The 13,487-nt window shown below is 54.0% G+C and carries 13 protein-coding genes; 8 read left to right on the forward strand and 5 right to left on the reverse strand.

The window, feature by feature from the left end; all coding sequences use genetic code 11:
• Positions 1-32: 32 nt before the first annotated feature.
• Positions 33-1,991, reverse strand: coding sequence for an ATP-binding cassette domain-containing protein (locus tag ACT3TY_RS03635; protein ID WP_444627367.1), 1,959 nt, complete (start codon positions 1,989-1,991; stop codon positions 33-35).
• A 30-nt stretch (positions 1,992-2,021) separates the two neighbouring features.
• On the opposite strand from ACT3TY_RS03635, the gene ACT3TY_RS03640 reads away from it, so the two are divergent.
• The 7 genes from ACT3TY_RS03640 to ACT3TY_RS03670 all read left to right on the forward strand — a co-directional run bounded on the left by ACT3TY_RS03640 (position 2,022) and on the right by ACT3TY_RS03670 (position 8,446).
• On the forward strand, positions 2,022-2,594 hold the full coding sequence (locus ACT3TY_RS03640; protein ID WP_444627369.1) for a TIGR02444 family protein: 573 nt from the start codon (positions 2,022-2,024) through the stop codon (positions 2,592-2,594).
• A gap of 168 nt (positions 2,595-2,762) precedes the next feature.
• Positions 2,763-3,776 carry a TRAP transporter substrate-binding protein gene (locus ACT3TY_RS03645; RefSeq protein ID WP_444627371.1) on the forward strand — a complete coding sequence of 338 codons (1,014 nt, stop codon included), beginning with the start codon at positions 2,763-2,765 and terminating at the stop codon, positions 3,774-3,776.
• Positions 3,777-4,071: 295 nt separating this feature from the next.
• Positions 4,072-4,650: a TRAP transporter small permease gene (locus ACT3TY_RS03650; RefSeq protein WP_444627372.1), complete on the forward strand. Its 579-nt coding sequence runs from the start codon at positions 4,072-4,074 to the stop codon at positions 4,648-4,650.
• A gap of 30 nt (positions 4,651-4,680) precedes the next feature.
• Positions 4,681-5,964: a TRAP transporter large permease gene (locus ACT3TY_RS03655; RefSeq protein WP_444627374.1), complete on the forward strand. Its 1,284-nt coding sequence runs from the start codon at positions 4,681-4,683 to the stop codon at positions 5,962-5,964.
• 21 nt (positions 5,965-5,985) lie between these two features.
• Entirely contained in the window at positions 5,986-6,429 is a 444-nt protein-coding gene (locus tag ACT3TY_RS03660) for a universal stress protein (RefSeq protein WP_087110492.1), read from the forward strand.
• 244 nt (positions 6,430-6,673) lie between these two features.
• The gene (locus ACT3TY_RS03665; RefSeq protein WP_087110494.1) at positions 6,674-7,354 is read left to right on the forward strand and encodes an FKBP-type peptidyl-prolyl cis-trans isomerase; all 681 of its coding nucleotides are present in this window, start codon (positions 6,674-6,676) and stop codon (positions 7,352-7,354) included.
• A 3-nt stretch (positions 7,355-7,357) separates the two neighbouring features.
• Positions 7,358-8,446 carry an alpha/beta hydrolase-fold protein gene (locus tag ACT3TY_RS03670; RefSeq protein ID WP_444627376.1) on the forward strand — a complete coding sequence of 363 codons (1,089 nt, stop codon included), beginning with the start codon at positions 7,358-7,360 and terminating at the stop codon, positions 8,444-8,446.
• 10 nt (positions 8,447-8,456) lie between these two features.
• Here the strand turns inward: ACT3TY_RS03670 and ACT3TY_RS03675 are convergent, their stop codons facing one another.
• Positions 8,457-8,963 (reverse strand): hypothetical protein, encoded by a 507-nt coding sequence (locus ACT3TY_RS03675; RefSeq protein ID WP_444627377.1) that lies wholly within the window; start codon positions 8,961-8,963, stop codon positions 8,457-8,459.
• 105 nt (positions 8,964-9,068) lie between these two features.
• On the opposite strand from ACT3TY_RS03675, the gene ACT3TY_RS03680 reads away from it, so the two are divergent.
• Positions 9,069-9,983: an AEC family transporter gene (locus ACT3TY_RS03680; protein WP_444627378.1), complete on the forward strand. Its 915-nt coding sequence runs from the start codon at positions 9,069-9,071 to the stop codon at positions 9,981-9,983.
• Positions 9,984-10,229: 246 nt separating this feature from the next.
• On the opposite strand, the gene argE is transcribed toward ACT3TY_RS03680, so the two are convergent.
• The 3 genes from argE to ACT3TY_RS03695 are packed head-to-tail and all read right to left on the reverse strand — an operon-like array spanning position 10,230 to position 13,450.
• Positions 10,230-11,417, reverse strand: a complete 1,188-nt coding sequence (gene argE, locus ACT3TY_RS03685) for an acetylornithine deacetylase (RefSeq protein WP_444627379.1) — start codon at positions 11,415-11,417, stop codon at positions 10,230-10,232.
• A gap of 32 nt (positions 11,418-11,449) precedes the next feature.
• Positions 11,450-12,922, reverse strand: coding sequence for a tripartite tricarboxylate transporter permease (locus ACT3TY_RS03690; RefSeq protein ID WP_444627381.1), 1,473 nt, complete (start codon positions 12,920-12,922; stop codon positions 11,450-11,452).
• Positions 12,923-12,946: 24 nt separating this feature from the next.
• Complete coding sequence (locus tag ACT3TY_RS03695; RefSeq protein ID WP_444627382.1) at positions 12,947-13,450, reverse strand: tripartite tricarboxylate transporter TctB family protein; 504 nt, start codon at positions 13,448-13,450, stop codon at positions 12,947-12,949.
• Positions 13,451-13,487 lie beyond the last annotated feature (37 nt).

The following is a 13,487-nucleotide window of genomic DNA, read 5'->3' on the forward strand; positions in this document are numbered from 1 at the left end:
GTTTGGCCCCGCAGAGTACAAACATCCTGGTACTAAGCGGTTTCACTGGCCAACAGTTCGGCCTCCATGACTTCCAGCGACTCTTCAGCTGCTAGCCACTGCTGCTCGGAACTGTCCAGGCGGGCCTTGATGGTGGCTTGCTGGGCCAGCGCATCGGTAAGCTCGGCCTTACGGCTGCTGTTGGTATAAAGCTCGGGGTCGGCCAGCACAGACTCTACGTCTTCCAGCTCGGCCTGGGCTTTTTCCATGGCTTTTTCAGCCTGGTCGCGCTCTTTTTTCAGCGGGCGCAATTTTTCACGCAGCTCGGCAGCTGCCTTACGGGCTGCCTTGCGCGCCTCGCGGCTATCACCACTGGACTGCTGGTTCTGACGCTCGGCCTTTTCACTGCGCGAATCGCGGCGGCTCTCCTCAAGGCGCGCCTTCAACCAGGTGCGATAATCCTCAAGGTCGCCATCAAACGGCTCAACTCGATTATCCGCTACACACCAAAACTCGTCGACCGTGGCACGCAGCAAGTGGCGGTCGTGGGATACCAGAATCACCGTGCCTTCAAAACCGACCAGCGCCTCGGTAAGCGCTTCGCGCATTTCCAGGTCCAGGTGGTTGGTCGGCTCATCCAGCAGCAATAAATTGGGCTTTTGCCAAGCGACCAGCGCCAGTGCCAAACGGGCTTTTTCACCGCCTGAGAAAGTGGCCACTTTGCCAAAGGCGTCATCGCCTTTAAAACCAAAGCCGCCCAGAAAGTTGCGAATCTCCTGGTCGCTGACTCTAGGTGAAAGGCGCTGGACATGCACAAAAGGGGTAGAGGTGACATCTAGCCCTTCCAACTGGTGCTGAGCAAAGTAGCCAATCGCCAAGTGCTCACCGGGAACGCGCTTGCCGTTTAGCAGTTCAAGCTCGCCGGTCAAGGATTTGATCAGCGTTGATTTACCCGCCCCGTTAGGCCCCAGCAGGCCAATACGGCTGCCCGGCAGCAGCGTAATATTGACCTTGTCGAGCTGAACGGTGTCACGCTCTTTACTCCGGTAGCCCAGCTGGGCCTGATCAAGTACCAGCAGCGGGTGCGAGGTTTTATCGGCGGCCGGTAGCGTGAAGTGAAACGGAGAGTCGACGTGGGCGATGGCAATATCTTCCATACGCTCCAGCATTTTTACCCGGCTTTGCGCCTGCTTCGCTTTGGTTGCCTGAGCTTTGAAGCGGGTAATAAATCGCTCGATCTCTTCCCGGCGGGCTTGCTGTTTCGCCGCTTCGGCCTGCTGCAGGGCTAACTTCTCGGCTCGCGTTCGCTCAAAGAGGGAGTAGTTGCCCCGATAAAGCTCAAGCGTCTGGTGGTGCATGTGCACTATGTGGTCACATACTGCATCCAGAAAATCGCGGTCGTGGGAAATCAGCAGCAGGGTGCCCGGGTAGCGGCTTAGCCACTGCTCCAGCCACAGCAGCGCGTCGAGGTCCAAGTGGTTGGTGGGCTCATCCAGCAGCAATAAGTCCGAGGGCATAAACAGCGTACGCGCCAGGTTAACGCGCATTCGCCAGCCGCCTGAAAAGTCGGAAAGCGGACGGGCAAGATCTGGCTGGAAAAAGCCAAGCCCAACCAGTAACTGGGCGGCGCGAGACTCCGCACGGTAGCCATCCAGAGTTTCGATCAGCCCGTGAAGCTCGGCTTCGCGGTGCGCTTCGCCCGCCTCCTGAGCGGCGAGCAGTTCGGCTTCAGCCTGGCGCAGGGCCTTATCGCCATCCAGCACATATTCGATAATCGGCCGGTCAAGCGCCTCAACTTCCTGAGCCATATGCGCGATGCGTTGCCCACCGCTCATTTCAACATCGCCCTGGTCGGGGCCTAATTCACCCAGCAGGAGCTTGAAAAGGCTCGATTTACCAGCGCCGTTTGCCCCGATAATACCCGCCTTGATACCGTCGTGCAGGGTCAAGTCGGCGTTCTCGAGTAGCGTTTGCGTGCCGCGTTGCAGGGCGACTTGGCGCAGTGCGATCATGCTCTCTCCCAAAGAAAAGTGGGTAAACCAATGCTTGATTCTAACCGATTGCGCCGCCTGGAGCAGATGCCATTATGGGATTTTGCCCTCTCGTTTTACAAAGCCCCCGGCGTTGAAGACGCCTGCCTGACGCTACAGGACACATTAGGCGTCGATGTGTGCGAACTGTTATTTCACGGCTGGCTGTTCGTGCATGGGCTTGAAGCACGCCCAGAAGCGCTGGCGCCACAGCGTGAGCAGCGTCAGATATGGCAGCGTGAGACCACTGAGGTGTTGCGTCATTTGCGCCGCAGATTAAAGCCCCAGGCACAGCACTGCGCCTCAATTGCCGCCTTGCGTAAAACGATTCAGCAGGCTGAGCTACAGGCCGAACGTGAAAACCTTCAACGTTGGCAAAGGTGGGCGATCGAAAATTCTGACAGCGACCAGCGGTTAACAAACTGCACGTTGTTTTCGAAAGATGGCGAAAAATGGCTGCAAGATAAGCTGTTTTTTGCCGAACTTGACAAGGATTGCCAAGGTGAGCCAAGCGCGCGCGAAAGCGTGGTTAACGCTTGGCAAACCCTGGCAGCCCGGCTTGACCACTTCGAGTCACCGCGCTAGCCTGAAAATAAGCTGCTTTTGAATAATCTTTCGTTATGCGTCCGCTGACCCACAGCAATGGATAACGTTTTTGCGTGTCAGCGAATGTTAAAAAGCGAATGTAAAAAAACAAAGGCAGAATTTTTGCGCACTCGTACGGCGCGCTAACCACTGCAAGGGGAACATCGCATGAAGGCAAGCAAGTTAGTAACGACGGCTAGCGTTGGCGCACTGTTGCTGGGCATGACCGCGGCTGCCCAGGCAGACAACTGGCGCTACGCTCACGAAGAGTACGAAGGTGATGTACAGGATGTGTTCGCCTACGCATTCAAAGAGTATATCGAAGATAATTCCGACCACACCGTTCAGGTTTATCGCTTTGGCGAACTGGGCGAGTCTGACGACATCATGGAGCAGACTCAAAACGGCATTCTCCAGTTTGTTAACCAGTCACCGGGCTTTACCGGCGCGCTGATTCCAGAAGCGCAAATTTTCTTTATTCCTTACCTTCTGCCTACCGATCAAGATACGGTTCTAACGTTCTTCGACGAAAGCGAAGCGATTAACGAGATGTTCCCCGAGCTTTACGCTGAGCAGGGTCTTGAGCTTCTTAAGATGTACCCAGAAGGCGAAATGGTGATTACCACCGATGAGCCGGTCAGCTCGCCCGAGGATCTGCAGAACAAGAAAATCCGTACCATGACCAACCCGCTGTTGTCAGAAACCTACAACGCGTTTGGCGCAACACCCACGCCGCTGCCGTGGGGTGAAGTGTACGGTGGTCTGCAAACCGGGATTTTGGACGGTCAGGAAAACCCGATCTTCTGGATCGAATCGGGCGGTCTGTATGAAGTCTCTCCGCACCTGACGTTTACCGGCCATGGCTGGTTCACAACCGCCATGATGGCGAATCAGGACTTCTATTCAGATCTTTCTGGAGAAGACCAGCAACTGGTTCAAGATGCCTCTGAAGCTGCTTATGACCAAACCATGGAGCACATCCAAGGCCTGGCCGACGAAGCGCTGGAGAAAATCCAGGCGGCTTCTAGCGATGTGACCGTTACGCGTCTGAACGAAGAGCAGATCCAGGTGTTCCGTGAACGGGCGCCACAAGTGGAAGAAGCCTTCCTCGAAATGACGGGTGACGGTGGCGCCGAGCTGCTGGAGCAGTTCAAAGCCGACCTGGAAGCCACAAACCCGTAATGTTGAGTTGCCGTTTAAGGCAGAAAGGGTGACTCATATCAGGGGCAGCCACGGCTGCCCCTTTTCTATTGTTTATCGATACCTTTAAAGGGGAGAAACGTTGGTGGATAGTAACCCCATACAAAAGGCGAAAAGCTTAAGCAGCCCCTACGCTAAACGTTTGCCGGTACTGTTCTCTCTCCCTTCAACGTTGAGCGTGGAATAACCTTGATGACTAGCATGTTATTGGCCGTTGCTAGCCATCGTCATGCCGTTAAACATGCCGTTAAACATGCCGTTAAAAAGGAGCCCGGCCATGACCGATGAAGAATCCGAAAAGAGCTACCATTCTGGTTTACCCGGCGTGCTGGGAGTGATCGACACTGCAATTAGCAAAATCGAGTCAGTAATACTGGCGCTAGGGGTTTTGCTAATGGCGCTGAATACGGTCACCAATGTGATTGCCCGCTTTGTATTTGGCAATAGCATCATGTTCTCCGGTGAGTTAAACCGTATTTTGATCATCATGATTACCTTTGCCGGTATTGGCTATGCGGCGCGCCACGGGCGTCATATACGTATGTCGGCAATTTATGACGCCTTGCCGGTGGGTGGGCGTAAAGTATTGATGATCTGTATTTCGCTCATCACCTCTTTAGTTATGTTCTTTCTATTTTACTACTCGATCGTTTATATCCTCGACCTGTATAGCAAAGGACGCGTGCTGCCTTCGTTAAGTTTGCCGGTCTGGATCATTTATCTATGGGTGCCGATGGGCTTTTTCATCACTGGTATTCAGTACCTGCTAACCGCCATTAAAAACCTCACGAGTCGGGATGTGTATCTCTCAACGGGTGTGGTCGATGGTTACAAAGATACCGAAACTGAAGTTTGATGCAGGGCATCGCATCCTGAGGAAAGAGCTATGACGACAATAATGATAGTCACCATGATTGCCCTGCTACTGCTGGGCTTTCCCATGATGGTGCCGCTCATTGCAGCGGCGATCATCGGTTTTTACATGATGTTTAACGGCTTCGGCCAGATGGATACGCTGATTCAGCAAATGATGGCAGGTATACGGCCAGCCTCACTGATCGCGGTACCCATGTTTATTTTAGCGGCCGATATTATGACCCGCGGCCAGTCGGCTAATCGTTTGATCGCGATGGTGATGTCGTTTATCGGCCATATTAAAGGCGGGCTTGCGGTGAGTACGGCGGCGTCCTGCACCCTGTTTGGTGCCGTTTCAGGCTCAACGCAGGCAACCGTGGTAGCGGTGGGGTCGCCGCTGCGGCCCAAAATGCTTAAAGCCGGCTACTCCGACTCCTTTACCCTGGCGCTGATTATTAATGCCAGCGACATCGCGTTTTTGATTCCGCCGAGTATCGGCATGATTATCTACGGCGTTGTATCTGGGACATCCATTGGGGAGCTGTTTATCGCCGGTATTGGTCCCGGTCTTCTGATTCTGCTTATGTTTTCGGCCTACTGTATTACCTACGCAATTGTTAAGGATGTACCGACTGAGGCGAAAGCCAACTGGAGAGAGCGTGGCACTGCCGTGAAAAAAGCGCTTTGGCCGCTGGGCTTCCCGGTCATTATTGTCGGCGGTATTTATGGCGGTATTTTTAGTCCTACGGAGGCTGCCGCTGCGTGTGTGCTTTATGCGGTGCTGCTGGAATTTGTGGTGTTTCGGTCCCTCAAGATGGTCGATATCTACACGATTGCCAAATCTACCGGCTTGATTACCGCTGTGGTGTTTATCCTGGTGGCAGTGGGTAATAGCTTCTCCTGGATTATTTCCTTTGCTCAAATTCCCCAAACTATTCTGGAAGCCGTAGGCGTGAATGATGCAGGGCCGACCGGCGTCTTGATCGCGATTTGTATCTCCTTCTTTATCGCCTGCATGTTCGTTGACCCTATCGTGGTCATCCTCGTGCTTACGCCTATCTTTGCCCCTGCCATTGCCGCAACAGGACTCGACCCGGTACTGGTCGGCATCTTGATTACCCTGCAGGTGGCGATTGGCTCGGCCACACCACCGTTTGGCTGCGACATCTTTACCGCGATTGCGATCTTTAAGCGGCCTTACTGGGAAGTTATTAAAGGCACGCCGCCGTTTATCTTTATGCTCATCCTAGCGGCCGCGCTTCTCATCATGTTCCCGCAGATTGCGCTGTTTCTGCGCGACTTGGCGTTCCGCTAGCCTTCCATCAAGGAGAACTGCATGTTTAACCGCATTTTAGTCCCAGTGGATGGCTCGAAAGGCGCTATTAAGGCGCTCGATAAAGCAGTAGGACTACATCTACTAACGGGCGCTGAGCTCTATTTCTTGTGTGTATTCAAGCACCACAGCCTGCTTGAGGCGTCACTTTCCATGGTGCGCCCCAACCAGTTGGATATTCCTGACGATGCGTTAAAAGAGTACGCCACCGAGATCGCTATACACGCGAAAACCCATGCCATTGAGCAAGGCGCGGACAGCACTAGCGTACGTGCTTTTGTTAAAGGTGGTCGGCCTTCACGCACTATTGCACGCTTCGCCTGGAAGCGAGAGTGCGATTTGATCGTGATTGGTGCTCAAGGCACTAACGGCGAAAAGAGCATGCTGCTGGGGAGTGTATCTCAACGGGTGGCCGGTGCGGCGCATTGCCCCACCTTGGTGGTGTAAGCTTCGTTGTAGACACTGCGGCTGACGTAAGCGTGTTTCACAAGGTTAAACCTCTTGGTAAAAGCGAGGTCGTACCAGTCGTAGCTACGGTCTTAACTATGGTTTTAACTACGGTTTTAACTACGGTCTTAACTACAGTCGTAACAACAGCGCCCGTTTCAGGTAGATACACCCTGAAGCGGGTGTTAGGCTTTGAAGCACTTAATATCTGGCGTATTGCGCCGTCGAATAAGGTTACTTTTTTATGAAAACACTGCTCTCCTCAACGGCTCTGACAGGTCTGCTTTTAGTGGCACCGTTTGTTGCTGCGGCCCCTGAAACTGACGATCAGCGCCTTGCCTACAGCCTTGGGGTTACGCTGGGTGAAAGCATGAAAGCGGATATCGGCGACCTTGACCTGGATGCGTTTAACGACGGCATGCGCGATGTGTTCGAGGACAATGAGTTGGCGCTCGACGAAGAGCAAATGGTTGAGGCTATCATGGCCTTCCAGGAGCGCTCGTTGGAGGCGCGTGAACAGGAAACCGCTGAGATCGCCCAGGCAAACCTCGAGGAAGGCGAAGAGTTCCTGGCAGAAAACGCCGAGCGTGAGGGCGTAGAGGTGACGGATTCTGGCCTGCAGTACGAAGTGCTTGAGTCGGGCGATGGCGCAACGCCCGGGGCTGAGGACACTGTTGAGGTGAATTACGAAGGCATGCTGCTGGATGGCACGATATTCGACAGCTCGTTTGAGCGCGGCGAGTCGGTTAGCTTCCAGGTCAATCAAGTCATTGAAGGCTGGCAGGAAGGCCTGCAGATGATGAGCGTTGGCGATAGCTGGATGCTGTATATCCCTGCTGACCTGGCCTACGGCGAAAACGGCCAAGGCCCGATTGGCCCCAATGAAATGCTCACGTTCCGGGTTGAACTGTTAGGCGTTGAATAATCCATGCCTATGGCCCTGCGGGTTGCTCACACGCTAAGTGCGTTGTTGTTGCTAAGCGGCCCGTTGGCAGCCAGTGCAATGGCTGAAACGCCTGAGCGTTTGCCCGCGCTAAATGCCATGTCAGAGCAGGCAAGCGTCGTCGGCGTTTCATCAGGCGGTTATATGGCAACCCAGCTAGCGGTTGCCTGGCCTGAGCGCTTTAGCGGTGTAGGCGTGCTGGCGGCAGGGCCTTGGGGCTGTTCGCAGGGCTCCTTAAATCTTGCGCTTAATCAATGCATGCAAACCCGTGCAGGCCAACCAGCCTTGGACAGGCTAGACGCACGCTGGGCGGGTTATAAAAGGCATGACCGGGTCGGTGCTCGTGAAGACCTGGCTCAGCTCCGTGCCTTTATCTGGTATGGCGATGCCGATGATGTCGTACAGCCCGAGCTGGCTGAGCTATTGGCCAAGCAGTGGTTGGGCTGGCTGGCATCGCCTGAGCAGCTGCAACGGGTGCGTAATCAGGCCGCGGGGCATGGCTGGCCAGTCCAGCTACGCGAAGAGGAAGCCGTTGGCCCGCAGGAATTAGGCAACTGCCGCCAGGGCGGTGGTAGCCATGTGCTGGCCTGTGATGAAGATGTTGCGCAAGAAATGCTTGCCTGGTTATACCCCGAACGTGACGCTTCTATTTCCGCAGCTACTTCCACAACTACTTCCGCAACGGGAGAGCTGGTCGCTTTCGATCAGTCGGAGTTTGCGGTTAAAGGGCTAGCGGACACGGGGTATGTATTTATTCCCGCGGCATGTGAAGAGGGAGCATGCCCGGTCACTATTGCGCTGCACGGCTGCCAAATGAGCGCTAACGCTATTGGTGGTGATACCTTTGTTAGCCATAGCGGTTTGAATCATTGGGCCGCCAGCCACCAGCAGATAGTGCTTTACCCACAAGCTGACAGCAGCTTGTCGAACCCGCAAGGATGCTGGGATTGGTGGGGATATGCAGAAAGCCTCTGGCAGCAGAATCCGTTACATGACACCCGTGAAGGAACACAAGTGAGCGCGCTCATGGCGATGCTCGATCGTCTGGAATCCACACCGGTAATCTCTGATTAGCCCTGCCTGACTAGCTCTTCTTCACCACTTCAAAGTCAAACCAGCTTCCCAAATTTCCCTCCGGTGTTTCAAGAATTACGCGTGCCCGCCAGGGCGTAGCGGTTTCCACTTCTCTATCCACTTGGCCGTGGCCACGAAAATGGCCTGGTGAAATGGCGTCCAGCACGAAGCGCCCAGTTCCCGAATCTCGATAGCGGTCAATCAAATCCACGTTGACCTGATGGGCTGGTATGCCTTGAATATTGACTTCCAGGGGTAAAGAGGCGAGTGCTTCTATAGGACCGTTAACATCAATATGAAAGGTTAGCTGGCGCCCGTCTCCCAGTACGGCGGAGCAAGGGTGGACATTGACATCGCAACTGGCAACGGAAGGGAACCAGGTAACGTGGTCGTTATCGTGATATTGATGGAAGAATACGTACCACGTAGACATCGCCAGTGCGAAGCCGGTGACTAAAATCAGTACCTTGAGTCCCTGTAAACCTGCAAAACCAGCAGTTTTAGGTAGTATCTTCATGGCAGAATACCGCTACGCAGGCCGTGAGGCGGAGTGTCGTTTCATGGTAACAGTAAACGTGTCGATGTCGTTGTGCTGTGATGTCGCAGTCACTAAGGAAAGCTCATGGAGAGTATTACCGCTGCGCTAGGGCCTTTGTTCCTACTGATTTTATTAGGAGCGGGCCTGGGCTATTGGCGCTGGCCCGGTGCCGATTTTTGGCCGCATATGGAGCGGCTAATTTACTTTGTGCTTTTCCCGGCCATGCTGGTAGGAACGCTTGCCACCGCTGATGTCAGCCAGGTACCGGTGGGGCGCTTGGCCCTGGTGCTACTCGGCGCCATTGCATTTTTTGGGCTGCTGATCTGGTGGCTGCGCCATTGGCTACAGCTAACGCCTGCTGCGTTTACCTCGGTGTTTCAAGGGGCGGTGCGCTTTAACACCTATGTGGGTGTCGCAGGGGCTGCTGCGTTGCATGGCGAGTTAGGTGCCACCACCGCCGCTGTTGCCGTAGCGCTGATGGTACCTGTAGTGAACGTGATGTGTGTGGCAAGTTTTGTGGCTGCTGGCACATTAGGCAGTGCAAGCATGGGTAAAAGTGTCATGGCGCTGGTGAAAAACCCGCTGATACTCGCCTGCCTGGCAGGCATAGGATTAAACCTGAGCGGCATTGGCTTGCCAGGATGGAGCCAGAACACCGTCGGCCTGCTAGGACGTGCCGCGCTACCGCTAGGGCTGGTTGCCGTTGGGGTGGCACTACGCCCGGCCGCGCTGCTGCGCATTGACCGAGGCCTGCTGGCGACCAACAGCGTTAAGCTACTACTAATGCCAGCGCTGGTATTGGCGCTGGCGTGGGCGCTAGGCCTGGACACCGTTAGCCGGGACGTCGCGCTGCTGTTTGCGGCACTCCCCACGGCAACCTCGGCCTATATTCTGGCCCGCCAGTTAGGCGGTGATGCTGAGCTAATGGCGGCCATTATCACCGGTCAAACGCTACTCGCCATGTTCACGCTTCCGTTCTGGTTACAGCTTTCAGGGTAAGATGTAAAAAAAATAAATAAAAAGCATTCGCATTTGTATTGACGCACTTAATGCGAATGATTATATTGTGCTTGTAGCGTTTAATGAGTCGCTACAGACCACGACAGCAAGCCGCCAGTTTGTTGTCATGGTTTCTCCCTCTCATTGCTAGTCACGGTCTTTTGCCACTCCTTTGGAGTGGCTTTCTTTTTTTTGGGGCCGGCTACTTTCTATTCAACGCGAAAGTATCTCGCTTTTATCGATATATTAACGTTTCATCCAACTATTCAGTTCGTCTAAAAACTCAAGGCACTGATTAAGCTGATCGATTTCTATGAACTCATTGGGCTTATGGGCTTGGCGGATAGAGCCTGGCCCAAGAATGACAGACGGGATGCCACCATCGATCTCGAACACCCCGCCTTCAGAACCATAAGAAACCTTGCCGCCACGCTCGGGAAGAATGGGTTCAAGCTGTTTAAACATATTACTGTCAGTGGCATCGCCCATGGCGGGATAGGCGAACAACTCTTGCCACTCGATGGCGGAATCTGGTGATTGGCGCTGCATTTCGGGCAGCAGAGCAGCCTCGATATCGTTGATCAGGGTTTGAATATCCGTGGCGGCCGCTTCTTGATCAATGCTGCGTAGCTCGAAGATAAAGCTACAGGTATCTGGGGTAACGTTGGTTGCCACACCGCCTTCGATGATAGTGGTAAGAGTGGTGGCATGGGGGACTGTAAAGTCGTGATCGAAGGGACCGTCGTGTTCATATCGTCGTGCTCGTTCGGCGATCATGGTGATGATGCGTGAGGCATACTCGACGGCATTGACGTGCTGAGGAGAAAACGATGAGTGGCCGCCTTCCCCGCGCACCGTCACCCGCATGGCGATCTTGCCTTTCTGGCCGTTGATCAGCTTCATTTCGCTGGGTTCACCGATAATTGCCAGCGCCGGTGGTACTTTGAGCCCTGCTAAGTAACGTGCAATGGCGGGCGCCCCCAAGCAGCCCACTTCTTCATCGTGAGAGAAACAGAAATAGAAGGGGCGCTTTAGTTCAGCGTTGGCAAACGCCGGTGCTGCCGCCATGATACACGCTGCAAAACCTTTCATGTCGCAGGTGCCACGACCGAACAAGCGGCTACCGCGCTGCTCCATTTTGAAAGGGTCGCTTTGCCAGCTCTTCGGGTTGGCAGGAACCACATCCGTATGGCCAGATAGGACAATTCCAGGTAGGTCTGCTGGGCCTAAACGAGCTACCAGATTCGCTTTCTCACCGCTCTTGTCCGGTAACACCGCCACATCCGCACCTAAATTGGCGAAGAATACCTCCATGTAGTCAATAAGTTCGAGGTTGGAGTACGCACTCGTTGTGTCGTAAGCGATCAAGTCGGCAAGGTGTGATATTGAAGCTTCCAACTGCGGGTGGGCGTTTGGCATGGCACTAGCTTGCATGGTTAATCCTCGGCAATAGGGGGATCGTTGGCTCAAACTTGGGCTTTTTTAAGTTGCTGACGAATCGTTACTACCACCACAAATATCGCCAAAGACGCGAATAACCAGGTGATCGGCGATGACACCAGAATGCTGGGATCACCACGAGATAGAGCAAGGGCGCGGCGCAGGTTTTCTTCCAGCATTGGGCCAAGAATGAACGCGATTAAAAAGGGCGCGGCGGGAATGGCGAACAGGAACATGAAAAAGCCAAATACGCCCATCGCCAGCAGCACGATGACGTCATACATGCTGTTGGAGATCGAAAAAATACCGAATACGCACAGGGCGAGGACAATCGGCGCCATCAAACCAGGCGGAATACGTGAGATATGCGAGAAAAAGCGCATCGTTGCCTTGCCGGCCCCAAACAGCAAAACGGATGAGAACAGCATGCCAATAAACAGCATGTAGACCTCATGAAGGTTGTTCTCAAACAGCATGGGGCCTGGGGTCATGCCGTGAATCATAAAGGCGCCCAGCATCACGCCCGTAATCACATCACCTGGTACGCCCAAGGCTAATAACGGAATCATGGTGGAGCCACAGCAGCCATTATTGGCAGACTCTGATGCCGCGATGCCTTCCAGCTCGCCTTTACCAAAGTTTTCGCGGTTCTTTGAACTACGCTGTGCTTCGCCGTAGGAGGAGAAAGCCGCCGCCGAAGGACCAATGCCGGGAATGGCCCCCATCACGACCCCGATCATGCTGCCTTTGAGCATTGCCTTTAAGGAACGGCGCAGCTCATCCCGTGTTACCCGGTTATCACCCAACTGCATGGGCTTATGGCTTTGGTTGTTGCGAAACACAATAATCTTGAGCAGCTCAGGAATCGCAAACAGGCCAATCAGTACGGGTGCCACGGCCAATCCGCTCTGCATATCCACAGTTAGGTCAAAGCGGAAAGAGCCGTACATATCTTCACCCACGGTGGCCAACAGTAGTCCCAGACATGCAGAAACCACCCCAAGCAGAAGCGAGCGTCCGGATACGCCCGCCACGGTAGTAAGCGCAAAAATCATCAGCATGAAATACTCGGGAGGACCAATACGCAGCGCGAGAAGTGCCAGCGGCGCAGCGATAAAAATCAGTGAAAGATTGGAAATAAAATCCCCAGTACACGAGGAATAGAGTGCCATGTTAAGGGCTTTGCCCGCCTTGCCCTGCTGGGCCAGCGGGTAGCCATCAAGGGTGGTGCAAGCGGCCGAAGCAGTACCAGGGGTCTTGATCAATATCGCCGATACCGAGCCGCCATAGGTCGAGCCTTTATAAAGCGCGACAAGCAGCAAAATACTCGGAATAGGCTGCATGTAAAACGTGAAGGGCAGCGCCAACGTAACAGCCATAGTGCCGGTCATGCCGGGAATCGCGCCAATAATCACTCCACCCCAGATACCGGCGGCCATGATCAAGAAATTTTCAATGGTGGCCACCGCTTGGAAGGCAACCAGCAGTTCGTTGAGCATAGTGGTCAGTCCTGTACGCGACAGTTAAATTCCGAAAGCCCTTAAAAGGCTGCCAGCCGGGAAACGCGTATTGAGCGCGCTGGAGAAAAACAGGTAGAGAAGTAGTGGAAGTACGATGGCTACGATGGTTGCCACTATTTTTTTGCGCCAATACCCCGTCAGTATTAGCATCGTCATTAACAGCAGGATGCTCGAGAGCAAAAATCCTAACAGCGACACTGCTCCGATAAAAAGCGCAAAAGCCAGTACTGTCCAGGCGAAGCGAGTGAGCAACGTGGCAAGGGGTGTGCCGCCCCGGAGGGCGCTGGCATCTTCAGGATCAGCGAGTGCTTCGGTTTTACGGGAAAACGATAGCCCGACAAGCAGCATTCCTAGCGCCATTCCCAGCATGGAAACCGTTCGTGGCCACATATCAGGTGGTGGTGCAAAGCCCGGAATAAAGCGGGGCCGGGGTACATAGGCTGGGATCAGCAAAAACAGAACGATACTAAACAGCACTGTAATAACTAAACCACGCGTTATACCCATGACCCCTCCAGCAATTCAATAATGTAATAGTAATAGC

Origin of the sequence: Halomonas sp. AOP22-C1-8 (genome assembly GCF_052378905.1) — a bacterium.
Classification (GTDB): Bacteria; Pseudomonadota; Gammaproteobacteria; order Pseudomonadales; family Halomonadaceae; genus Vreelandella; species Vreelandella citrativorans.